Consider the following 23049-nt stretch of genomic DNA (forward strand, 5'->3'; position numbering starts at 1 on the left):
CCCCCCCCCCCCCCCCCCCCCCCCCCCCCCCCCCCCCCCCCCCCCCCCCCCCCCCCCCCCCCCCCCCCCCCCCGCCGGTCTCATTTGTGTTGCCCTGAACGCCGTGTCCCCGTTTCCGTGGCAAAGCCATAGATCAGTGCCAGCCGGTCCAGACATTCACGAAAACGCCGCGCAAAATAGTCGATCCAGCGCTGCGTACGGACGGCGCGACGCTGGCCGATCTCGTCCATGGTCAGGCCCAGCACCAACACGTCGTGCACTAGCGCGGCACCGTCTGTGCCGAGTTCGCGCTCGATCCGGTTCAGCCGCAGCACCGCCTCGCGTTGGCTCTCGGTGACCGGCTCGCGCGTGCGCGCCCCGTCGACATATTCGCGAGTCGGGTCCATTGCCTGAAGGCCTCGTTCGGCCCTCTCCCAATCGTTCTGGAAGGCGCGCCCGCCGCGATACTGTGCCTCGTCGATCTGATGGTGCGCGTGCAGCCGGCCGAGCGGATCGCAGCGGATCGACCGCACGGCCATGATCTTCTCGCCGGGGTCGAGCGCCAGCGGATTGTCCACCTCGACTTCCGCCACCTCCGCATTGAACGGTATCTCACGTGAGCGTCGGTCGTAGACATTCGCCAATTTATAGGACCTGTTGCGTCGGACACGTGCCACTCGGATACTCCTTGCGAAATTGACGATTGAACGGGCGGGCGTCAGGTCAGGCGGCAGAGACCAGCCTCAGCACGACGGGGCCGGCGACGCGGACGGATCCAGCTCCGGCGCGGCGCGTCAGGCGCGCATGCGGCGTGCAATAGCTCGAGCCCGGCTCCCGCGGATGGCCGCAGAAGGTGATCTCCTCCCCGTCCTTGTCGCCGCCATAGGGATAGCGACAGTCCTCGCTAGCGAGTTCGACCAACGGGACCAAGCGGGGCTGGACGCCGACGCAGCGCAACTTGACGGGCGCGGCAGGCTTCATCGCGGATTTCGGCGGCAGGGTCAGCCCCGTGGGGCGGTGCGGCAGGACAAGACAGGCTCCCGACGGCAGCGCCGGGACGATCGACGGGCTCGTCGTCCGTATCTGCACGACCAGCCCGAGCCGCTTGGCGCGGCCGACCACCGCGTTGCGCGTGTAAGCCGTTCCAAACCTTGCGTTAATCCGTCTTCCGATCTCCGCATAAGACATTCCCTTGAGAAAACAGTCGCGAAGCGCGTCGGAGTGCTCCGACGACCAATGGCCCGGTTCCATGCTGCTGTCCTGTGATGCGCCTCCTCCGATCGCACGATCGCGAGGCGGAGCCCACATTCCGATATTCCGAAGTCGAAGTCAAGCGACAATTCTGATATTCATAATTGCATCAATTCCGAATTTCGGATTACAAGAGGCGGGACGATGGACAATCGAGGGAATCACCATGTTGGACGCTGCAATGATCGAACGGGGCCTGGAAAAGACGGGCAAGAGCAAGGGCGGCCTGGCGGCGGCCATGGGCGTTCGCCCCGGCGCTGTCTCGGAGATCCTCGGCGGCGAGCGCCTTGTGAAGGCTTCGGAAATCATCCCGATCATGGAATATCTCGAGCTCAATCTCGCGCCGATCATGGGTCGCGTCGGGGCCGGTGCCGTGATCGAGCCGGATTATGAGCAGGTTCCCCCGGAAGGCCTTGGCGACATCGCGCTGCCCTTTCCGATCATGGAGGAGACCATCGCATTCGAGATCGTGGGCGATTCGATGCTGCCCAAATACGAGAGCGGCGACGTCATCGTGGTCTACAAGGACCAGCGCCATCCGCTGTCGAGCTTCTACGGCGAGGAGGCCGTGGTCCGGCTCAAGACCGGCGAGCGCTATCTGAAGACTATCGAGCGGGGTAAATCCCCCTCCGTCGTCAATCTCACCAGCTTCAATGCCAAGCAGATCGTCGGCGTGAAACTGGAGTGGGTCGGCGAGATCTGCCTGTCCATGCCCAAGGGGCAGCTGGAGCGGTTGCGCGCCAAGTCGGCGCGCCCTCGCAAGCGGAGCAAGTAGGCTGTAATTCCGTTTTTTCGAAATACACCTTGACTTGATTCCGTTTTTCGGAAATACTCTGCCGTGCCCGACCATGGGGCACGGCAGGATCGTTTCATGCAGTATTTCGTCGTGATGATCGACTATGGGCGCCGCGGCCGGGAAGCGGTCGTCGACCCTGAAATCACCAGGCGCGGGGTCATTTCCCGCGTCGCCTCAGGTGAGTATCGGAATATCTCGTTCATCCAGGAGATCGTGGAGAACTCGGTCGAAGACGTGACCGAGGCGATCCTCGCCGAGGCTGTCCTGCCCCGGATCCCGCCCGAAGAAGTCGACCTCCAGGCCCTGCGCCTCGATCACGCCCGCGATCTGCGCAAGCATGAGCGGACGTGACGCAGGCCCAAGCGGCTTGCGCCACAGCCCGTTCGGAGATCACACCGTGAGAACGGTTGATCCCGTGGTCTTGCGCGCGGCGAGATCGGCATGGGCTTTGGCGGCGTCCTTCAGTGGATAGGTCTGGTGCACCTCGATCTTGACCGCGCCGGACTTGACGACGTCGAACAGCTCGCCTGCCATCGCGACCAGGCTTTCACGCTTGGCGGCGTAGGTGAACAGCGTCGGTCGGGTGACGTAGAGCGAGCCCTTCTGCGCGAGCAAACCGAGATTGAGCGGCTCGACAGCGCCGGAGGACGCACCGAACAGCGCGGCGACTCCGAGCGGCGCGAGGCAGTCGAGCGACTTCAAGAACGTATCCTTGCCGACGGAGTCATAGACCACCGGCACCTTTTTGCCGCCAGTGATTTCGTCCACGCGCTTCACGAAATCCTCGTGGCTATAGATGATGACATGGTCGCAGCCATGCGCCTTGGCGAGCTTGGCCTTCTCGTCGTTGCTGACGGTGCCGATCACGGTCGCGCCGAGATGCTTGGCCCACTGGCAGAGAATCAGGCCGACGCCACCGGCGGCCGCATGGAGCAGGATGGTGTCGCCGGCCTTCACGCGATAGGTCTGCCGGATCAGATATTGCGTGGTGAGCCCCTTCAGCATCATCGCCGCCGCGGTCTTGTCGTCGATACTGTCCGGCAGCTTCAGCAGTCGGTCGGCCGGGATCAGCCGCGCCTCGGAATAGGCGCCGAGCGGCGAGGCGCCGTAGGCGACGCGATCGCCCGGCTTCACATCGGTGACACCGGGCCCGACCTCCTCGACGACGCCAGCAGCCTCGCTACCAAGCCCGCTCGGCAGTTGCGCCGGGTAAAGGCCCGAACGGTTGTAGATATCGACGAAGTTGAGACCGACGGCGGTATGGCGGATTCGCGCCTCGCCCGGTCCGGGCTTGCCGACACTGACCTCCTCCCAGACCAGCACTTCCGGACCACCGGTCTTGTGAAAGCGAATGGCATGCGTCATGGGCGTTGCTCCCTTATCGTTGAGGTCAGAGTCCGAATACCGGATCGGGCTTTTGAAATAGGTATTTGGTCCGCCCGTCACAGTACAGAGACGTAACAAGAATGTCACAGCGAACGACAAACCTCCGCTGTTCCGCCTCTGTTCGAAAGAGTTGATGTCGGCCTTGCGCCGGCCGGCAGTAGCCTTCGCGCGGGTTTGGAGGTCGTCTGCGAAGGAGAGCCGAGATGCCAGCTTATGTAAAGCATCATCAGGATATCGAGATCGCGCCTGTGATTTGCCCCGCTTGCATGGGGTTCCTTCCGATGTATGTGCGCGAGGTCGAACCGCATTGGAGTCTTGCCAAGATCGACTTCGTCTATGAATGCGCAGATTGCGGCGCCGAGGTCAGACAGACGATCCGCAAGCCGGAGTTGCTGCGGCACTGATCGCGCGGCCGGTAGCCGCCCAACTATTTGCGTTGAGCGGAAAAAACGCCCATTGGCGCGGGTCTGGCCTCTCCCAAACGAGGCTTGTTCTTTGCCGTGAACGCAGGCAGAACAAGCCTCAATCAAGACCTTTGGGAGCGCCTTCTCGTGGCTGAACAGAAGCCCTCGACAGCGATCGAGGCAGTGGAGAGCGGCCTCGCCGCGCAAGGCTACATCGCGAGCCGGCAGATCGCGACCGCCGTGTATTTGTCGCAACAGATCGAGAAGCCGATCCTGGTCGAAGGGCCCGCGGGCGTCGGCAAGACCGAGCTTGCCAAGGCGATCGCGGCCTGGCGCGGCCTGAAGATGATCCGCCTGCAATGCTACGAAGGCCTCGACGAGGCCAAGGCGCTCTATGAATGGAAATACGCCAAGCAGCTTCTCTACACGCAGATCCTCAAGGACAAGCTCGGCGAAGTCCTGGGCGGCGCGCAGACTCTGCACGCTGCACTTAATCAGCTCCACGATTTCGGCGACGTGTTCTTCTCAAAGGAGTTTGTCGAGCCGCGGCCGCTGCTGCAAGCGCTGGAGCAGCCGGGCGGCTGCGTGCTCCTGATCGACGAGATCGACAAGTCGGATGCGGAGTTCGAATCGTTGCTGCTGGAAATTCTCTCCGATTTCCAGGTCACGATCCCCGAACTCGGCACCGTCTCCGCAATCACGCCGCCAACGGTGATCCTCACCTCCAACAGCGAGCGCGATCTCGGCGATGCCCTGAAGCGGCGCTGCCTGCATCTGCACATCGGCTTCCCCGAGCAGCGGCTCGAGGAGCGCATCGTCGAGAGCCGCGTCCCCAACATCTCGCAGACGCTGCGGCGGCAGATGGTCGGCTTCATCCACGAAATCCGCTCGCTCGACCTGAAGAAGCTGCCTTCAGTCAGCGAGACCATCGACTGGGCGCGCGTGCTGGTGCTCTTGCAGGCCTCGGAGCTCGACACCGAGATCGTCAAGGACACGCTCAACGTGCTCCTGAAATACGAGGCCGACATCGAGGCGGCTCAGCCTCAGATTACGACCTTCATTGCCAAGGCAGCACGATCCAACGTCTTCGGTTGACGCCGATGCGCGAGAATATTCATCGTTTTTTCCGTGCGGCACGGGGCGCCGGCGTCCATGTCTCGCCTGCCGAAAGCATCGATGCGATGCGCGCGGTCGCGCAGGTCGGCGTTTCCGACCGGACCATCCTGCGCGATGCGCTCCTTCTGACGCTCGCCAAGTCGCAGGACGAAAAGCTCGCGCTCGGTGACTGCTTCGACCTGTTCTTCAGCCAGCCGGAGCCGCGGCAGGAACAATCTGAAGCCGACAGCAACGATGTTTCGGAGGACCCGGATCAATCTCCATCATCTGGTGAGGCCAGCGATGCAAGCGGCGGTTCGCCTCCCGCAGAATTGGGCCCCCTCGCGCAGATGCTGCTGTCGCAGGATCGCAACGCGATCACCGCCGCGATCGCCAGCGCCTCAGGTGCGGCCTCCCTGTCCGACATCCGCTACTCCACCCAGCGCGGCATCTTCTCCAGCCGCATCCTCGACGCCATGGGGCTCCAGCGGCTACGCGACGATCTCGACGAGCTGACCCCGACCAATCCCGCACTGGCCGAGCGGCTTCGCGCCGCGCTCGATGCCTTGCGCGAAGCCGTTCGCGACACCGTCGCGCAGGGGCTTGCGCTCTATGCCCGCGAGGAGGCTGAAAACCTCCGCAACGAGATTCTGCGCAACGCGCCGCTTGCCCGCATCGAGCGGCGCCATGTCGCGGAGATGCGCGCTCTCATCCGCCAGATCGCACGGCGCCTGCGCGAGCGCTATTCGAAACCACGCAAGCGCCAACGGCGCGGTCATCTCGACGTCCGCCGCACGCTGCGCCGGAACGCCGCCTGGGGCGGCATCCCCTTTCTCACAGCCTGGAAGCGCAAGCATCGCGACCGGCCGAAGATCGTGGCGCTCTGCGATGTCTCGGGCTCAGTCGCGCAGGTCTCGGATTTCTTCCTGCTCCTGATCCATTCGCTGCACGAGGTCGTCGACGACGTCCATTCCTTCGCCTTCTCCTCGCATCTGATCGAAGTCAGCGACATCCTTGAATCGAAACCGCCGGAAGAGGCGATGGCCGAGATCATGTCCAAGGTCGGCTTCGGCTCCTCCGACTACGGCTCTTCGCTGGTCGATTTCGAGAAGGAGTTCATGAGCGCGCTGACGCCGCAGACCACGGTGATCGTGCTGGGCGATGCCCGCAGCAACAATCTCGATCCGCGCGCCGACATCCTGCGCCGCATCTCGGAGCGCTCGAAACGGCTGGTGTGGCTCAATCCCGAAGGACGTCTCGCCTGGGGCTTTGGCGATTCCGAGATGCCGCGCTATGCGACCTTCTGCAGCGTGGTGCGCCAGTGCGCGACCGCGCAGCAGCTCGAGCGCGCGGTGTCCGATATTGTGGCGACTTATCAGTAGGCCTTACCCACAGCCGACGTCAGTTTCGCACCAGCTCCGTCTGAGCCACATTGCACTCCCGGAAATGATAGGCGATCTCGTCAAGCGCGCGCTGCTCCCATTCTTGAGCTTGCGCAAGCCAGAAAACCCGGCGCTGGAAATCAAGCGCGGCGCGCTCCCGGCACAGGGATTCCTGACTGCGAATTTCGACCAGTCTGTTCATGCACTCCACTCCTGCCGTGTGAAGCTATTCCCCGCGAATCAGCGTAACAAAATCTCCAACCCTTCGTCTCATGATTTCTGTGCATATTGCGACGCAGAATGGGACAGCAGCGCTTCCCGTGCAGTGCGGTTGTTCGCGGACCAACATCAAGCCCACATCATCAATATGTGATCGAGGCTCCGGACGATCCTAGTGATCGAGCGGTCTTAACTCTTGTGGCGCAATGGCGTGCAGCAATTTGTGAAGAGAAGTTCTAAACACCTCACCGAATTCCCGACTCATTGTCGTCGCACGGTCTTCATGCAGCGCCACTAACAGAGGCGCACGAACGGCACTATGGCTTGAGGCAGCATGAGCAGCGACATCGACTTCGATCTTTCGCCAGACCAATGGGAGGTCCTGAAGGCGCTTCGCAACCCGGTGTCGAACGGTCGCCTTTCCAAGGCCTATCTCATCGAGAGCCTCGTCAAGCTCGGTCTTGTCGTCGTCTGCGACGGCGTCCCGGTCATGACCCCGAATGGACGCAAGGTGCTGGTACGCGGATCGTGTCGGCTGCTAGATCTCGCGGCGTGACGCGGCCACCCGCGTGCGGAACGTGACCGTAGGACCGCAAAATCGCCTGTCCAGTGACCGACGGCACCTCGAACGGTTTCCCGGTGCCGATGCGGATGCCCGGTCGCACCGCAAACGCGACCAAATAGACCTCCTCCTCAGCGAAAACCGCGACAATCTGGCACGCTAGTTGCTCCTTTCGACGATCGAGACGTCGTCAAAACGGGGGAGTCACCATGTCGACCATTGCCGCGGCCCCGGCCGCCGAGCCAAAGCCGCTCTACACATCGCTGTTCGTCCAGGTCCTGGCCGCGCTGATCCTCGGCATCATCCTGGGTGTGGCCGCGCCGGATTTTGCCATCTCCCTCAAGATCCTTAGCGACGCCTTCCTGAAGCTGATTTCGATGATCGTGGCGCCGATCGTGTTCTGCGTCGTCGTGCACGGCATTGCCGGCGCGGGCGACCTCAAGAAGGTCGGACGGGTCGGCGTCAAGGCGCTGGTCTATTTCGAGGTGATGACCACAGTCGCGCTCGTGGTAGGTCTCATCCTGGCCTACACTTTCGGCCCCGGCCACGGCATGAACATCGATCCCTCGACGCTGGACGCCAAGGCCCTCAATACCTATGCCGATAACGCCCACAAGCTTCAGGGCGGCGGCATCGGCTCCTTCCTCCTCAACGTAATCCCGAGCACCTCGTTCGACGCGTTGTCGCGCAACGACGTGCTCCAGGTGCTGTTCTTCGCCGTGCTGTTCGGCGTAGGCCTCGCACTGGTCGGCGGCGAGAAGGGCAAGCTCGTCACGTCGATGATCGATGCCGCCTCGACCGTGCTGTTCCGCGTCATGGGGCTTATCGTCCGCGTTGCTCCACTCGGCGTGCTCGGCGCAGTCGCCTACACCGTCGGCAAATACGGCGTCGGCTCGCTCAAGCAGCTCGTCTCACTGGTGGCGCTGTTCTACGTCTCGGTCGGCATCTTCGTGCTGGGCGTGCTCGGCGGCGTCATGGCGCTCGCCGGCATCAACATCCTCAAATTCCTCGCCTACCTGCGCGAGGAGTTGACCATCGTGCTCGCGACCGCCTCGTCCGACGCCGTGCTGCCGCAGATCATGAAGAAGCTGGAGCGGATGGGCGTGAAGGATTCCGTCGTCGGCCTCGTCATCCCGACCGGATATTCCTTCAACCTCGACGCCTTCTCGATCTACCTCACGCTCGCAGTCGTTTTCATCGCGCAGGCGACCAACACGCCGCTGTCCTTCGGCGATCTCCTGCTGGTGCTCGGCGTCTCCCTGATCACCTCGAAGGGCGCGCATGGCGTGCCGGGCTCCGCGATCGTGATTCTGGCGGCGACGCTGAACGCGGTGCCGAGCATCCCTGCGATCGGCCTCGTGCTGGTTTTGTCGGTCGACTGGTTCATCGGCATGGCTCGCGCGGTCGGCAACCTCACCGGCAATTGCGTTGCGACCGTGGTTGTGGCCGCCTGGGAAGGCGACCTTGACCGCGCCAAGGCGGCCAAGGTGCTCGACGGTGGCGAGCTTGTGGACGTGACGGCGGGGTAATGACCGCCGTTCAGTCATTCCACTGGAGGAGCGGCGTTCCATGCGCCCTCCTCCAGACGGAGAGGAAACGCGGAAACCAGGAGTGGGCCACGGCCCCCTTGTAAGCCCAGGTGCGATATTTCAGGCCCTGTTCCGAGATCAGTTCCTGATAGCCGCCGTGGACCTCGGTCGCGGTGCGAATGTCCTTCAGAATTCCCTGGGCGCAGGATCGGTAGGTATCGCTCCCCGAGAATTCGTCATAATCCAGCATGCGATCCGCGAACTCGACGTTGAACGTCGGCCAGGAGGAACGTCCCTGGTAGGCGGGAGCCGCGATCTTGTGGATCATCTTGTTCCGCGGATTATCCGCGGACACCAGGAAGTGGAATGTGCTGGGGATGCGAAAGCGCGGCTCCGCAATGATCAGATCCGCCGTGGCCGCGAACAGCGCGCGCTCGGCCGGCTCGCTCATATCCCAGAAGCCGCGATGCACACTGGCGAAATCCAGCGCGACCGAGGACGCCGGCGAGCCCGTGGGGCCGTCCAGGGAATGCCTGATATAGCCGTCCTTGGCGAACAGGCGGAGGAGGTCCCTCTTGTACTGCGCCAGGTCGCGTCCGAGCCGCCGCTTCAGCTCGTTCTCGTCGACGATTCCGAGCTGCACGCCCCACACGAACGTCGTGTAGACGCAGGCATTGGTGACGAAACGCCTGCGCTCGGCGCGCGTGTCGGTTGCCGCGGAGCGCGGAGCACTGGCGTCGCACAGCAAATAGGTGGAGCCATCATCATTGAACGGTTCGAGCTCGCTTGCGAGCTGGAGGATCGCACGCTTCAGATCGCCGCAATATTCGGCCAGCAGCAGGCGGCCGGCATGCGCGCATTGCGACATCGCCAGATAGGATGACGCTCTCTCCTCGGCCGAGATCATCTGCCGCAGGCCGGCCAGAATGCCGAGCAGCGTATCCGAAGGGCGCGAGAAATAGTTCACGCCGAGATACCGGGCGCGCCCGGCCGGGACGATGGTCGTCGTGACGACGTTGGCGCGAACCGCTTCCAGCAGCAGCCGGACGCTCTTGTCGAGCAGACGAGCCCGGCGCACCGCATCCTGCGAATCCATGATGGTGTCGGGGTCGAGGACGTCGGGATAGAACCAGGCGAAGTCGCGCGGATAGTACGCAGAGGCGTGCGGCGCGCCGGTGACGAGAAAGGACTCAGATACCGCAAAGGCACTGTCCATCGAGTGCCGGTAAAGGTCCTCGATGGACGTGAACGGATGATGCGACTTCCTCAGGAATCGATCACCGAGAAAGTTCACCGCCTGAAGCGCGTTGGCAACGAAGGTCGCCGTCAGGCCTTGGTAAAACCGGTTTCCGCGATGGGATGGAGAAGAGATGCCGCTGTTCATAGGCGCCGTCGAATGGGTCTCGTGGTCCGGCGGGAGGCCGTCGCGGCTCCAGACCTGTCTGATTCGTGTCTCTATCCCGTGACTTGCGGGCTCAGTTTAGCCTTCCCGCGGCCGAAAGTTCTCGATCACGCGCAGCAACACCCGCGCGCCGGCGTCGGCATCGGCGAGCTCGACATGCTCGTCCGGGTGATGGCTGATGCCGCCGCGGCAGCGGACGAAGATCATGGCGACATCGGCAATATCGATCATGGCCATGCCGTCATGCCCGGCCCCGCTCGGCAGCTCGAAGACGGAAAAACCTTCCGCTTTGATCGCCTGCGCGATCTGCTCCTTGAGCCAGGGCGCACAAGGCGCGGTGCGGTTCTCGTGGGTGACGTCGAGCTGAAGCGTCAATTGACGCCGCTTTGCGATGGCTTCGATTTGCCTGACGGCATCGGCGACCGCGCGCTTGCGGTGCATGTCGGTCGGCGCCCGCATGTCGATGGTGAACGACACCTCGCCCGGAATGACGTTGGTCGCGCCGGGCCTCGCCTGGATGTAGCCGACGGTGCCGACCAGCCCGCCTTCGTCGGTGCGGCAAAACTGCTCGATCGCGCCGATGCATTCGGCCGCGCCCGCCAACGCATCGCGCCGGAGCGCCATCGGCACCGTGCCCGCGTGCCCCGCCATGCCGGTCAGCCGCGCGGCAAGCCGTGTCGCGCCCGCGATCGCGGTGACCACCCCGACGGGCAGGTTTTGTGCTTCCAGCACCGGCCCTTGCTCGATGTGCAGCTCGAGATAGGCAAGCAGCTCGCGCCGGGCCCGAGCGGCCGCGCCGATATGATCGGGATCGAGCCCGAACTGCACCAGCGCATCGCGCATGGCGACGCCATCGCTGTCGCGTGTGTTGAGGACGCTTTCGTCAAAAGTGCCGGCTACCGCGCGGCTGCCGAGCAGGGTCGAGGCAAAGCGCACCCCTTCCTCATCCGCAAAACCGACGATTTCGATCGCGAACGGCAGGCGCTTGCCGCGGCGGTTGAGATCGGCGACGCAGGCGATCGCCGTGATCACGCCCAGTGGCCCGTCCCATTTGCCGGCATCGCGGACGGTGTCGTAGTGCGAGCCGAGCATCAGGCAAGGCGCGCCAGGCCGCTCACCTTCGTAGCGCCCGCAGACATTGCCGATCGCGTCGAGACGCGCACTCATGCCGGCGTCGCGCATCCAGCTCAGGATGAGGTCCGCCGCCTTGCGCAGCTCGCTGGTCAGATAGACGCGGGTGAGCTTGTCGCCTTCTTCCGAGATCGCCGCGAGCTCGTTGATCCCTCGCACGATCTCTTCGCCGAGCGAACCATTCTGAACGGCGTTACCAGCAGCCATCTCGGCGAGCTTTCCATCTCTTGGGACCGCGGCGACGGCGGTCCTGGCGGCAATCGATTCAAGTTCGGTGCCAGCGAAATCACGCTGCCGACGCCGGTCCAAGCAGCGCGTGGTTAGCATGGAATGCCGCCGCCGGCAGACCGCCCGGCCCTCGTCATGCACATGTTCAAGCCGGGTAAGACCTGCTTAACTCCATTGCATACAACTATAAAATAATGCCTATAATTTCATCTGCTGCTTTCATGCTCAGGTTCGGAACACATGAAATAACAATATATTTCCAACGACTTATTCGGAAATGCTCTCTCAATAGCCTCTGGCACGAAGCTTGCGACAATTGATCCCGGGCTCCGCCAGACCGGCGCAGCGAGATGAGGCGGTGCATCCGCCAAGGGGAGCAAGCAATGGAATTTGGCAGGATCTCACGACGTCATTTGTTGCAGGGCGGTGCGGCCGTCACCCTCGGTGCGGCGACGGGCATTCGTCCCGTCTTCGCGGCCGAGACCACCATCGGATTCATCTACGTCGGCTCGCGCGACGACTATGGCTACAACCAGGCGCATGCGCAGGGCGCGGCGGCGCTGAAGAAGATTCCCGGCCTCAAAGTCGTGGAAGAAGAGAAGGTGCCCGAGACCGACGCGGTCGAGAAGACGATCGAGTCCATGATCAATCTCGACGGCGCCACCCTGCTCTTCCCGACCTCGTTCGGTTACTACAATCCGCACATGGTCAAGATGGCCAACAAATTCCCGAAGCTGCACTTCGAGCATTGTGGCGGCCTGTGGAGCGACAAGGACCCGAAGAACGCCGGCAGCTATTTCGGCTATATCGATGAAGCCCAGTACATCTCGGGCATCGTCGCCGGCTATAGCTCCAAGAGCGGCAAGCTCGGCTTCGTCGCCGCCAAGCCGATCCCGCAAGTGCTGCGCAACATCAACGCATTCGCGCTCGGCGCGAGGCTTGCCAATCCCAAGGCCACCACGCAGGTCATCTTCACCGGTGACTGGTCGATGCCGGTCAAGGAAGCCGAGGCCACCAACAGCCTGATCGATCAGGGCGTCGACGTCCTCACTTGCCATGTCGACGGTCCGAAGACCATGGTCGAGAACGCCGCGCGTCGGGGCGCCATGGTGTGCGGCTATCACGTCAACCAGTCGCCGCTCGCGCCGAAGGCGTATCTCACGGGCGCCGAGTGGAACTGGGAAGCGCTGTACCCCAAATTCGTCAAGATGATCGCCGCCGGCGAGAGCATCCCGAACTTCTATCGCGGCGGCCTCAAGGAAGAGATCGTCAAGACCTCGCCCTATGGCGAAGCGGTCTCCGCCGAGGCGCGCAAGCACGCCGACGACGTCAAGGCCAAGTTCTTGTCCGGTGACGGCTACGCCATCTTCAAGGGAGGGCTGGTCGACAACAAGGGCAAGACGGTGATCGCGGCCGGCACCGATCGCGGCCAGAAGGACCCCGAACTCGAGAAGATGGACTATCTCGTGGAGGGCGTGGTCGGGGCGACTTCGTGACGGCGGAAGCTGCGGATCCCGTTGAAGCGGTCGGGACAGTTGCCCCGGCCGCCGATCCGGGATTCCTCCAGCGTCACGGCGGAGCGATCGAATATATCCTGATCCCGGGCGCGGCGCTGGCCGGCGCGCTCGTGGTCTTCGGCATCTTCGTCGCGATGTTCGGCAAGAACCCGCTCGACCTCTATTTCTACATGTACTACGGCGCGTTCGGCACCTGGTTCTCATGGCAGAACACGCTGACGCGCGCGGCGCCGCTGATCCTCACCGCGCTCTGCACGGCGCTGCCTGCGCAGCTCGGCATGGTCATCATCGGCGGCGAAGGCGCACTCCTGATCGGCGCGCTGTCGGCAACCGGCGCAGCACTGGTGCTTCAGGGCATGCCGCCGCTGATCGTTCAGATCGCCATGGTCGTCGGCGGCGTGATCGGCGGTGGCCTGTGGGTCATGCTTTCGGGCGCGCTGCGGCAATATCGCGGCGTCAACGAGACGATATCGAGCCTGCTGCTCGTCTATATCGCACTTGCGGTCCTCAACCATCTCGTCGAAGGCGCGATGCGCGACCCCGCCAGCCTCAACAAGCCGTCGACCCGCGAGATCGGCGCGGCCAACATGATCGGATCGATACCTGGCACCGACGTGCATTGGGGTCTGGTGTTCGGCCTGATCGCCGCGATTGCCGCCTATATCCTGATCTATCACACCGTGTTCGGCTTCGCCGCGCGCGTTGCCGGCGGCAACATCCGCGCTGCGAAGATTGTCGGCCTCAATGTCAGCAAGTTGATCCTGACCATCTGCTTCCTTGCCGGCGGCGCCGCGGGCCTTGCCGGCATGGTCGAGGTCGCCGCCGTGCAGGGGCGCACCAACGCCAACCTCGCCGCGGGCTACGGCTTCACAGGGATTCTCGTCGCCTTCCTGGCGCGGCAAAATCCGCTCGCCATTATCCCCGTCGCGATCCTGCTCGGGGGTATCAGCGCCAGCGGCGGGCTGTTGCAGCGCCGCCTCGGATTGCCGGATGCATCCGTGCTGGTGCTGCAAGGCATCATCTTCGTCTTCGTGCTGGCCAGCGATGCGCTCTATGGCCGCATCGGGTTTCTGAAGGGAAAGTCCTGAGATGGCAGACGGCTCGATCGGACTCTGGACCGTCCCACTCGCCGTGCTCGGCGGCGCCATTCGCGTCTCGACGCCGTTCCTGTTCGTGAGCCTGGGCGAATGCATCACCGAGCGCTCCGGCCGCATCAATCTCGGCCTCGAGGGCACGCTGGTGATGGGCGCGATGAGCGCCTACGGCATTTCCTACCTCACGGGATCGCCGTGGCTGGGCGTGCTCGCCGCTGGCATTACCGGCGCGCTTCTGGGCGCCCTGCATGCCGGCATCTGCTCACTGCCGCGCGTCAACGACATTGCGGTCGGCATCGCGCTGATGCTGTTCGGCACCGGCCTAGCTTTCTATCTCGGCAAACCGTTGATCGAGCCGACAGCGCCTCGACTGCCCGCAATCGATTTCGGCTGGTGGAGCGACATTCCGCAGGTACGGGCGGCCCTACGGGTCAACGTGCTGTTCCTGATCGGCGTCGCGCTCGCGCCAATTCTCTACTGGGCCTTCCGGACCACGCGCTGGGGCCTCCTGATCCGCACCGCCGGCGAGAGTTCGGACGCTGCGCGTGCGATGGGCCACTCCGTGCTGCTGATCCGCCTGCGCGCGACCATGGTTGGCGGCTTCCTCGCCGGCATCGGCGGTTCGTTCCTGTCGCTGTTCTATCCCGGAAGCTGGAACGAGGGCCTGTCCTCGGGCCAAGGCATCACGGCCGTGGCGCTCGTGATCTTCGCACGCTGGGACCCTTTGCTGTGTCTGTGGGCCTCGCTCGCCTTCGGCGGCGCCGCGGCGCTGGGCCCGGCGCTGCAATCGGTCGGCGTCACCTCCGGCTACCACCTCTTCAACGCAGCACCCTACATCCTGACGCTGGCGATCATGATCATCACCTGCTCGCCGAAACGCACGCTGACCGGAGCCCCGGCCGAATTGTCGATCACCCGCTAGGAAGCGAAATCATGCCCGAGCGCACCATCAAGTCCGAGCCCTATGCTTGGCCCTATAACGGCGATCTGCGCCCCGAGAACACCGCGCTCATCATCATCGACATGCAGACAGATTTCTGCGGCGTCGGCGGCTATGTCGACAAGATGGGCTATGACCTGTCCCTAACGCGGGCGCCGATCGAGCCGATCAAGAAACTGCTCGCGGCAATGCGGAGCCAAGGCTTTCACATCATCCATACCCGCGAAGGCCACCGCCCCGATCTCTCGGATTTGCCCGCCAACAAGCGCTGGCGTTCCCGGCAGATCGGCGCCGGCATTGGCGATCCCGGCCCGTGCGGCCGCATCCTGGTGCGCGGCGAGCCCGGGTGGGACATCATCCCGGAGCTCGCGCCGCTGCCTGGCGAACCCATCATCGACAAACCCGGCAAGGGCTCGTTCTGCGCCACCGATCTGGAGCTGATTCTGCGCGTGCGCGGCATCGAGAACATCGTGCTCACCGGGATCACCACCGACGTTTGCGTTCACACCACCATGCGTGAGGCCAACGACCGCGGCTTCGAATGCGTGCTGTTGCATGACTGCTGCGGTGCGACCGACAAGAGCAATCACGAGCACGCGCTGAAGATGATCAAGATGCAGGGCGGCGTGTTCGGTGCGGTCTCGACCTCCGACGCTTTCATCGGAGCGATTTCGTGATCGTCGGCGAAACGCCGCCGCCCTCGGGCGCCTTCGGCATCGATGCCATCGCCATGACCATGCGCTTCGGTGATTTCCTGGCGCTGGACAATGTCGCGCTGAAAGTGCGCCCGGGTTCGTTCCATGCGCTGCTCGGCGAGAACGGCGCCGGCAAGTCGACCCTCGTCAAATGCATCATGGGCTACTATCACGCCACCGAAGGCGACATCCTCGTCGGGGGGCGCGAGCAGGCGATCGGCAATCCGAAGGACGCCCACGCCCTCGGCCTCGGCATGGTCTACCAGCATTTCACGCTGGTGCCGGCGATGACGGTCGCCGAAAATCTGGTACTGGCGCGCGACGACGTGCCGGCTGTCGTGAACTGGCCGAAAGAGATGAAGGAGCTCGAGACCTTTCTCGCGCGTATGCCGTTCAAGGTCCCGCTCAGCGCAAAAGTCTCCGACATCTCGGCCGGTGAACGGCAGAAGTGCGAGATCCTCAAGCAGCTCTACCTGAAGCGCCGCTTCCTGATCCTGGACGAGCCGACTTCGGTTCTGACCCCGGCGGAAGCAGACGAAGTGCTCGGCATGCTCCGCGACATGGTCGTCAAGGGCGAGCTCACCATCCTGATGATCACGCACAAGTTCCGCGAGGTCATGGCCTTCGCCGACGACGTCACGATCCTGCGCCGCGGCAAGCTCGCCGGCGCCGGCAAGGTTTCCGAACTGACGCCGGACGCGATGGCGCGCACCATGATCGGCGCCGAGGAGCTGACGGTACAGCCGCCGCGCACCGGTGAGGCTGGCAAGGCGAGGCTGGAGCTGGCGAAGATGCGCGCGCGCGACGACGCCGGCGCCATCGCCGTGCACGACGTCTCCCTCACGGTCCGTGCCGGCGAGATCGTCGGCATCGCCGGCGTCTCCGGCAACGGCCAGCGCCAGCTCGTCGAGGTGCTGGCCGGGCAGCGCGAAGCTGAAAGTGGCGAGATCCGCGTCGCCGGCGATCCCTATCATGCCAGCCGCGAGGAGATGCGGCGGCACAATATGTCGCTCCTGCCGGAGGAGCCGCTGAAGAACGCCTGTGTCGGCGGCATGAGTGTCGCCGACAACATCGCCTTCCGCGAGTTCGACCGCGCGCCCTTCGCAAGCGGCGGCTGGTGGCTCAACCGCGGCGCCTTCCGCGTCGACGCCGGGAAGAAGATCGCCCAGTACAAGATCAAGACCCGCACGCCTGACACGCCGATCTCGGCATTGTCGGGCGGCAATGTCCAGCGCGCCGTGCTGGCCCGCGAGCTCGGCGGCGACGTCGAGGTGCTGATCGCAGCCAATCCCTGTTTCGGGCTCGATTTCGCAGCGGTGGCGCAAATCCATGCCGAGATCATGGCCGCGCGTAACCGCGGCGCCGCGGTGCTGTTGGTCAGCGAGGACCTCGACGAACTCCTTGAACTCTCCGATCGGCTGGTGGTGATGTTCCACGGCGAATTCGTGTATGAAGCACGGACCAGCGAAGCCGATCTGACCGTTGTCGGCCGGCATATGGCGGGGCATTGACCAGGGAAGAGCGATGAGCGGCGGGTCCGAGCGCGACGAGCACTTCCTCCGCCTTTCGTTTGCGGTCGCCCGCCGTTCCCTCACCCACGGCAATCATCCCTTCGGTTGCATCGTCGTCGATGCTGAAGGCAAGATGCTGATCGAGGCCGAGAACGGCTACATGCCGGATCACGACGGCACCGCGCATGCCGAGCGCCTCGCCGCCACGCAGGCCTGCCGCACGCTCGGACGCGAGGTGTTGGCGAAGGCCACGCTCTATTCCTCCGCCGAGCCCTGCGCGATGTGCGCCGGCGCGATCTACTGGGCCGGCATCGGTCGTGTCGTCTATGGGCTCAGCGAGCACCGCCTGCGCGGCATCACCGGCGATCATCCGGAGAACCCGACGCTCGACCTGCCCTGTCGCGAGGTCTTTGCCAGTGGCCAGCGGCCGACAGAGGTTGCGGGGCCGCTGCTCGAAGACGAGGCCGAAGCGCTGCACGATGGCGTGTGGACGAAGTAGCAAACACCAATTCAATTTCGTAGAGCGCGCCGACGGCTCATCCCCTACGTTCCTACCCACAAACGAAGATGACGCCGCGGAGGTTTGACGCGGCGCCATCGTCGTTCACCTGAAGCGTGTCAGGTGGCTAGAACTTCACAGTGACACCGGAGTAGAGCGAGGACTCGGTGCAGGAGCCGGTGCTCACCCTCGCGCCACCGGCCAGGGTGGTGCAGGCCACGGCGTTGTTGTGATCGAGGCCGAACTTGTTCTGCCAATAGCGGTAGGCGACCCAGACGTCCACGAAGTGCGAGTACTTCTCACCCCAAACCGCCTTCGAAGCATCGAGGGTCAGGCGGATCGGCTCGGAGTTGAACTCGACCTTGGTGGGATAGACGCCGTTGGCGACGCTGGCGGGAAGCGGCTCAGTGTCGGTGCCCTTCTTGCCGTACCACGCCGCGCGGCCGCTGATCGAGAAATACTGCATGTTCTGCGGCAGGAAGCCGAGGTCCATATAGTAGTTGGTTTCGATCGCCCAGGTCGGCTTGAACGACGTGTTGCCGTCGGCAATACACGGAGCGGACCAACCGGCGCCGCACTGCGAGAAGGAGTTGTGGTTGGCGAACTCCCAGTACACGAGCGGCGCGACGTTGAAGTAGCCCTTATAGGGAAGATCGAAGGCGAACTGCAGACCGGCGACGACGTCGCGCTTGGCGGCGCCGAAATACCGGTTCTCCGTGTTGGCATCCATGCCAACCTCGAACGAGATGTTATGCAGCGGGCCCTGCGTGAAGGCCTTGGTGTTGAAGATCTCGTTCCAGCCGAAGGTCGAGCGGAAAAGGCCGTAGATTTCTGTCGCGCCGGCACAGCTCGTCGGCGTCGCTGCGAAGCCCGCAGCCGGCGAAACGACCACGCCTGTGGCGGTACACGGGCCTGCCGGATCGTTGTGATCCGACTTGAACATCGAGATGGTGAAGAAATTGGTGCCGTAGGTCCAGGCATCGAAGTGGGTGAAGGAGTAGACCTGCTTCGTCGTCTTGGCGTTGATCACGCCGTTGGTGTTGGTGAACGCACCGGGCTGCGAGGCATTGAAGATATAGGAGAAGGTGACGCGGTCGTCGATCACCAGGAAGAACGGAAGGTCGGCCGCTTTCTTGGCAGCCTTGACCGGCAGATCCGCCGCCTGCGCCAGGCCACTGGTAGCAACCGTAGCAAGTGACAGCGCGCCTGCTGCAATTGCCTTGAAACGAAACGACATCCTGAATACCCCCAAGTTTGGACACGTAAAAATGAACGTCCCTTGGGTGCGACACTTGCGCCGATCTCCCGGAGTGAGAAGCCTCAACTTGTTTCAAGGTATGCCGCTTGTTTGCACAGGGCGCTGCGTTTCACCGCCGGATTTGGAAGGCCAAAGTCACCGCCACGCCGTCGGGCGAGAGTGGCCATTGCCGGATATTCCCATTTGATTTCGCTCGCCTTTTCATGTCGGCCGGACAATGCAGACAAGATGGGCGGGAGCCACTGTCGAGGTGTTCGCAAATGCATACGCTCGATGGCGCGTCTCTGCTCAACTTCACGCCAAGCCTGCATAGCGGGTTCCGATTTGGCTTGAGCCGTCACAAATTTGCAACAGGCGTTACACGCAAGCCGTGACTGCCAAGGCTGCTCGGAAGGTATCCGAGGACGATCGCCACTGGCGAGAGCCGCGACTCGCCGACACCTCGTGCTGCCGAAGCGTTGAGCAAGGGATGACGCTTTTTCACACCTTACGCGGCGGTTCAAACTAGCTCAGTATTGAGGCACTTCTCCCCATGCAAGCGCATCAGCGAATGTTGGACTCAACGACTAACGGCCTGCATTCCGGCGAGTCCCCGCTCCTCAGGACGATCGGGCTTACCAAGCGCTATGGGGATTTCCTCGCCAACGACGCCATCGACATCGATATCTGGCCAACGGAAATCCACGCGCTGCTGGGCGAGAACGGTGCCGGCAAGTCGACGCTGGTCAAGGCGATTTACGGGCTGATCCAGCCCAGCGCCGGCCAGATTTGTTGGCAGGGCCAGCCGATCGTGCTGTCCGGTCCCTCGGAGGCGCGCAGCCGCGGCATCGGCATGGTGTTCCAGCATTTCTCGTTGTTCGACAATCTCACCGTCGCCGAGAACGTTGCGCTCGGCCTCGACGGGAAAGAATCTTTCAAGGACATGTCGGCGCGGCTTGAGCAGGTGTCGAAGACTTATGGTCTGCCGCTCGATCCTAAACGCGAGGTCTGGCAATTGTCGGTCGGCGAGCGCCAGCGCATCGAGATCGTCCGCGCGCTGATGCAGGATCCGCAATTCCTGATCCTTGACGAGCCCACCGCGGTGCTGACGCCACAGGAAGCCGACCAGCTCTTCGTCGTGCTGGAGCGGCTCAAGGCCGAAGGTCGCGCCATCCTCTATATCAGCCACAAGCTCGAAGAGGTGAAGCGCCTGTGCGACACGGCAACGATCCTGCGCGGCGGCAAGAAGGTGGAGACCTGCAATCCCAGGCTTGAGACCGCCGCTTCGCTCGCGCGCATGATGGTCGGCGGCGAGATCAAGGAGGTGAAGGCGGCCGCCGGCCGGCAGACCACGGTGCCGCGCCTCGTCGTCAACGATCTCTCGCTCGCCCCCGGCGAGGCGCATGGCGTGCGGCTCGAGCACATCTCGTTCGAGTTGAAAGGCGGCGAGATCCTCGGCATCGCCGGGGTCGCCGGCAACGGCCAAGACGAACTGTTCGCCGCGCTGTCCGGCGAACGCCTGTCGAAGGATCCCGGCACGATCGTGATCGAAGGCCTTGCTGCCGGCCATCTCTCGATCACGCAGCGCCGCAAGCTCGGCGCGGCTTTCGTTCCCGAGGAGCGGCTCGGCCACGGCACCGCGCCGCGCATGAAACTTTCGGAGAATGCGCTGCTCACCGGGCACGCCGCCAGCGGCATGGTCCATCACGGCTTCATCGATACTGCGGCCACCCTGAAGACGGTCGACCGCGCAACCGAGACCTTCGACGTCCGCAAGGCCAAGCGCGATCCGGAAGCAGCATCCCTCTCCGGCGGCAATTTGCAAAAATTCATCGTGGGACGCGAGATCCTGCGCAATCCCGCGGTACTGGTGGTGAGCCAGCCGACCTGGGGCGTCGACGCCGGTGCGGCCGCCGTCATCCGCCAAGCGCTGCTTGATCTCGCAACCGCAGGCGCTGCCGTGCTCGTGACCAGCCAGGACCTCGACGAGCTCGCGGAAATCGCCGACCGCATCGCCGTGATGTTCCATGGCCATCTATCTGCACCGCTCGCCACCAGCGAGGCGACGCGCGAAAAACTCGGCCTGTTGATGGGCGGCAGCACGCTGGAGACGAAAGAGGCCGCGCATGCAGTTGGTGCTTGAGAAGCGCGTCGAGCGCTCCAACACGATCGCGCTGGTCTCTCCGCTGATCGCGATCGGCCTCACGATCGTGACCATGGTTATCCTGTTCGCGATCCTCGGCAAGAATCCGCTGCTTGCTTTGCACGCCTATTTCATCGCGCCTTTGACCGACAGCTATTCGCTGCAGGAAATCGCGGTGAAGGCGACACCGTTGGTGATGATCGCAATCGGGCTGTCGCTCTGCTATCTCGCCAATGCCTGGAACATCGGTGCCGAAGGGCAATTCCTGATCGGAGCGGTCGCCGGAAGCTGGATTGCGGTGAAGACGCAGGGCACCGACGCCGGCGTCTGGGTGCTGCCGGTCATGCTCGTGCTCGCCGCCGCCGCAGGCGCGCTCTACGCGCTGATCCCGGCAATCTGCAAGGTGAAGTTCGGCGCCAGCGAGATCCTGACCAGCCTGATGCTGGTCTATGTCGCCGATCTCTTCCTCGACTATCTCGTGCGCGGCCCCTGGCGCGATCCGCACGGTTTCAACTTCCCGACCACCGCCGAGTTCGATCCGGTCGCAACGGTGCCGCTGCTGATCGAAGGCGGCCGGCTGCATCTTGGCTCCATCATCGCCCTTCTTGTCGTCGCGGCGGTGGCGATCCTGCTCGGGCGAACGATCAAGGGATTCGAGATTCGCGTGGTCGGTGCGGCGCCCCGCGCCGCGCGGTTCGGCGGCTTCAATTCCAACCAGTTGGTCATCCTGACCTTCGCCGTCTCGGGCGCGCTGGCGGGTCTCGCCGGCATCATCGAGGTCGCGGGTCCGGTCGGGCATCTCCAGCCCGGCATCTCGCCGGGTTACGGTTTTACCGCGATCATCGTCGCCTTTCTCGGCCGGCTGAACCCGCTTGGAATATTAATTGCAGGCCTTTTTCTCGCGTTGACCTTTATCGGCGGCGAGCAGGCGCAGATCGCGATGAAGATCCCGTTGGACGTCACCAAAGTTTTTCAAGGCATCCTGCTGTTCTACGTGCTCGCCTGCGATTCCCTCATTCTCTACCGCTTCAAGCTGGTTTTCCCGAACCGACAGGTGGCTCGTGGAACTCATTGAAGCCATCGTCCTCGCGGTGCTCGCCGCCTCGACGCCGCTCCTGATCGCGGCGACCGGCGAGCTCGTGACCGAACGATCCGGCGTGCTCAATCTCGGCGTCGAGGGCATGATGATCGTCGGCGCCGCGTGTGGCTTTGCAGGTGCTTGGCTGACCGGCTCGATCTTTATTGGCGCACTGTTCGGGATCGTCGCTGGCACCTTGATGTCACTGGTCTTCGCGCTGATGGCGCTCGGGCTTGCGGTCAACCAGGTTGCGACAGGGCTGGCGCTGACCATCCTGGGCGTCGGACTCTCCGGCCTGATCGGCGCCGGTTTCGTCGGCGAGCGCATCACGCCGGCGCTGCATCTCAACATTCCCGGCCTCACGGATATTCCGCTGGTCGGCCGCGTGTTGTTCGGCGAGGACGCCTTCGTCTATTTCTCGCTGGCGCTGGTCGCCGGCGTCTGGTGGTTCCTGTACCGCACGCGGCCAGGATTGATCCTGCGCTCCTGCGGCGACAACCACGTGTCTGCGCATGCACTCGGCTACCCCGTGCTGCGCATCCGCACCTTCGCCGTGATGTTCGGCGGCGCCTGCGCCGGACTTGCCGGCGCTTATCTGCCGCTCGCCTATACGCCGTTCTTCATTCCGGGCATGACCGCAGGCCGCGGCTGGATCGCGCTGGCGCTGGTGGTGTTCTCGTCCTGGCGTCCGGGCCGCCTCGTGGTCGGCGCGTATCTATTCGGCGCGGTGACGATCCTGCAGCTGCACGCGCAGGGCTGGGGCGTCGGCATTCCCTCGCAGTTGATGTCGGCGCTGCCTTACCTTGCGACTGTCATCGTCCTGGTCCTGCTCTCCCGCGCGCGCACGGGCGGATCCACCGCACCGGCTGCGCTTGGCACCGTGTTCGTGCCTGACCGCTAGCGTTTCATTTCCGGGGCGGGCGCGATGGGGCGCGCACGTTGCGGATCGTGGCTTTCCCCTGATGTTTGGA

General features: G+C 63.7%; 23 protein-coding genes. 16 read left to right on the plus strand and 7 right to left on the minus strand.

The window, feature by feature from the left end; all coding sequences use genetic code 11:
- Positions 1-80: 80 nt before the first annotated feature.
- Both AC0L3A_RS33350 and AC0L3A_RS33355 read right to left on the minus strand, forming a co-directional pair.
- Entirely contained in the window at positions 81-656 is a 576-nt protein-coding gene (locus tag AC0L3A_RS33350; protein ID WP_007601488.1) for a hypothetical protein, read from the minus strand.
- Positions 657-702: 46 nt separating this feature from the next.
- On the minus strand, positions 703-1230 hold the full coding sequence (locus AC0L3A_RS33355; protein ID WP_473255963.1) for a GcrA family cell cycle regulator: 528 nt from the start codon (positions 1228-1230) through the stop codon (positions 703-705).
- Between the two features lie 166 nt (positions 1231-1396).
- Here AC0L3A_RS33355 and AC0L3A_RS33360 point away from each other — a divergent pair, with 166 nt between their 5' ends.
- On the plus strand, positions 1397-2005 hold the full coding sequence (locus tag AC0L3A_RS33360; RefSeq protein ID WP_007601486.1) for a S24 family peptidase: 609 nt from the start codon (positions 1397-1399) through the stop codon (positions 2003-2005).
- A 96-nt stretch (positions 2006-2101) separates the two neighbouring features.
- Positions 2102-2377 carry a hypothetical protein gene (locus AC0L3A_RS33365; RefSeq protein ID WP_473255964.1) on the plus strand — a complete coding sequence of 92 codons (276 nt, stop codon included), beginning with the start codon at positions 2102-2104 and terminating at the stop codon, positions 2375-2377.
- Positions 2378-2416: 39 nt separating this feature from the next.
- On the opposite strand, the gene AC0L3A_RS33370 is transcribed toward AC0L3A_RS33365, so the two are convergent.
- Positions 2417-3391 (minus strand): quinone oxidoreductase family protein, encoded by a 975-nt coding sequence (locus AC0L3A_RS33370; protein WP_007601484.1) that lies wholly within the window; start codon positions 3389-3391, stop codon positions 2417-2419.
- 224 nt (positions 3392-3615) lie between these two features.
- Here AC0L3A_RS33370 and AC0L3A_RS33375 point away from each other — a divergent pair, with 224 nt between their 5' ends.
- From AC0L3A_RS33375 to AC0L3A_RS33385, 3 genes are all read left to right on the plus strand, one after another.
- Positions 3616-3816: a hypothetical protein gene (locus AC0L3A_RS33375; protein ID WP_007601483.1), complete on the plus strand. Its 201-nt coding sequence runs from the start codon at positions 3616-3618 to the stop codon at positions 3814-3816.
- 147 nt (positions 3817-3963) lie between these two features.
- Positions 3964-4911 carry an AAA family ATPase gene (locus tag AC0L3A_RS33380; protein WP_007601482.1) on the plus strand — a complete coding sequence of 316 codons (948 nt, stop codon included), beginning with the start codon at positions 3964-3966 and terminating at the stop codon, positions 4909-4911.
- 5 nt (positions 4912-4916) lie between these two features.
- Positions 4917-6293: a vWA domain-containing protein gene (locus tag AC0L3A_RS33385; RefSeq protein WP_354129181.1), complete on the plus strand. Its 1377-nt coding sequence runs from the start codon at positions 4917-4919 to the stop codon at positions 6291-6293.
- A 19-nt stretch (positions 6294-6312) separates the two neighbouring features.
- Here the strand turns inward: AC0L3A_RS33385 and AC0L3A_RS33390 are convergent, their stop codons facing one another.
- On the minus strand, positions 6313-6495 hold the full coding sequence (locus AC0L3A_RS33390) for a hypothetical protein (RefSeq protein ID WP_007601478.1): 183 nt from the start codon (positions 6493-6495) through the stop codon (positions 6313-6315).
- 351 nt (positions 6496-6846) lie between these two features.
- On the opposite strand from AC0L3A_RS33390, the gene AC0L3A_RS33395 reads away from it, so the two are divergent.
- Positions 6847-7068 (plus strand): hypothetical protein, encoded by a 222-nt coding sequence (locus AC0L3A_RS33395; protein WP_007601477.1) that lies wholly within the window; start codon positions 6847-6849, stop codon positions 7066-7068.
- 215 nt (positions 7069-7283) lie between these two features.
- Entirely contained in the window at positions 7284-8603 is a 1320-nt protein-coding gene (locus AC0L3A_RS33400) for a dicarboxylate/amino acid:cation symporter (protein ID WP_018456682.1), read from the plus strand.
- A 10-nt stretch (positions 8604-8613) separates the two neighbouring features.
- On the opposite strand, the gene AC0L3A_RS33405 is transcribed toward AC0L3A_RS33400, so the two are convergent.
- Positions 8614-9987 (minus strand): hypothetical protein, encoded by a 1374-nt coding sequence (locus tag AC0L3A_RS33405; RefSeq protein ID WP_473255965.1) that lies wholly within the window; start codon positions 9985-9987, stop codon positions 8614-8616.
- A 96-nt stretch (positions 9988-10083) separates the two neighbouring features.
- The gene (locus AC0L3A_RS33410; protein ID WP_035995577.1) at positions 10084-11343 is read right to left on the minus strand and encodes an allantoate amidohydrolase; all 1260 of its coding nucleotides are present in this window, start codon (positions 11341-11343) and stop codon (positions 10084-10086) included.
- A 404-nt stretch (positions 11344-11747) separates the two neighbouring features.
- Here AC0L3A_RS33410 and AC0L3A_RS33415 point away from each other — a divergent pair, with 404 nt between their 5' ends.
- Genes AC0L3A_RS33415 through AC0L3A_RS33440 form a run of 6 tightly spaced genes read left to right on the plus strand, consistent with a single transcriptional unit; the run spans position 11748 to position 17620 of the window.
- Positions 11748-12860, plus strand: coding sequence for a BMP family ABC transporter substrate-binding protein (locus AC0L3A_RS33415; RefSeq protein WP_219685286.1), 1113 nt, complete (start codon positions 11748-11750; stop codon positions 12858-12860).
- Positions 12857-13969 carry an ABC transporter permease gene (locus tag AC0L3A_RS33420; protein ID WP_219685285.1) on the plus strand — a complete coding sequence of 371 codons (1113 nt, stop codon included), beginning with the start codon at positions 12857-12859 and terminating at the stop codon, positions 13967-13969. The genes AC0L3A_RS33415 and AC0L3A_RS33420 overlap by 4 nt, the downstream gene beginning before the upstream one ends.
- 1 nt (position 13970) lies before the next feature.
- On the plus strand, positions 13971-14897 hold the full coding sequence (locus AC0L3A_RS33425; RefSeq protein ID WP_007601468.1) for an ABC transporter permease: 927 nt from the start codon (positions 13971-13973) through the stop codon (positions 14895-14897).
- An 11-nt stretch (positions 14898-14908) separates the two neighbouring features.
- Entirely contained in the window at positions 14909-15592 is a 684-nt protein-coding gene (gene biuH, locus AC0L3A_RS33430) for a biuret amidohydrolase (RefSeq protein WP_473255966.1), read from the plus strand.
- On the plus strand, positions 15589-17121 hold the full coding sequence (locus tag AC0L3A_RS33435) for an ABC transporter ATP-binding protein (protein ID WP_473255967.1): 1533 nt from the start codon (positions 15589-15591) through the stop codon (positions 17119-17121). Before biuH ends, AC0L3A_RS33435 begins: the two co-directional genes overlap by 4 nt.
- Before the next feature lie 13 nt (positions 17122-17134).
- Complete coding sequence (locus AC0L3A_RS33440) at positions 17135-17620, plus strand: nucleoside deaminase (protein WP_007601465.1); 486 nt, start codon at positions 17135-17137, stop codon at positions 17618-17620.
- A 127-nt stretch (positions 17621-17747) separates the two neighbouring features.
- Here the strand turns inward: AC0L3A_RS33440 and AC0L3A_RS33445 are convergent, their stop codons facing one another.
- Positions 17748-18857 (minus strand): hypothetical protein, encoded by a 1110-nt coding sequence (locus tag AC0L3A_RS33445; protein WP_007601464.1) that lies wholly within the window; start codon positions 18855-18857, stop codon positions 17748-17750.
- Positions 18858-19428: 571 nt separating this feature from the next.
- Here AC0L3A_RS33445 and AC0L3A_RS33450 point away from each other — a divergent pair.
- The 3 genes from AC0L3A_RS33450 to AC0L3A_RS33460 are packed head-to-tail and all read left to right on the plus strand — an operon-like array spanning position 19429 to position 22979.
- A complete protein-coding gene (locus AC0L3A_RS33450) occupies positions 19429-21000 on the plus strand; it encodes an ABC transporter ATP-binding protein (protein WP_473255968.1) in 1572 nt (523 codons plus the stop codon).
- On the plus strand, positions 20984-22075 hold the full coding sequence (locus tag AC0L3A_RS33455) for an ABC transporter permease (RefSeq protein ID WP_473255969.1): 1092 nt from the start codon (positions 20984-20986) through the stop codon (positions 22073-22075). Before AC0L3A_RS33450 ends, AC0L3A_RS33455 begins: the two co-directional genes overlap by 17 nt.
- The gene (locus tag AC0L3A_RS33460; protein WP_007601460.1) at positions 22062-22979 is read left to right on the plus strand and encodes an ABC transporter permease; all 918 of its coding nucleotides are present in this window, start codon (positions 22062-22064) and stop codon (positions 22977-22979) included. The genes AC0L3A_RS33455 and AC0L3A_RS33460 overlap by 14 nt, the downstream gene beginning before the upstream one ends.
- The last annotated feature ends 70 nt before the right edge of the window (positions 22980-23049 follow it).

The organism is Bradyrhizobium sp. MI1.3 (genome assembly GCF_055811695.1).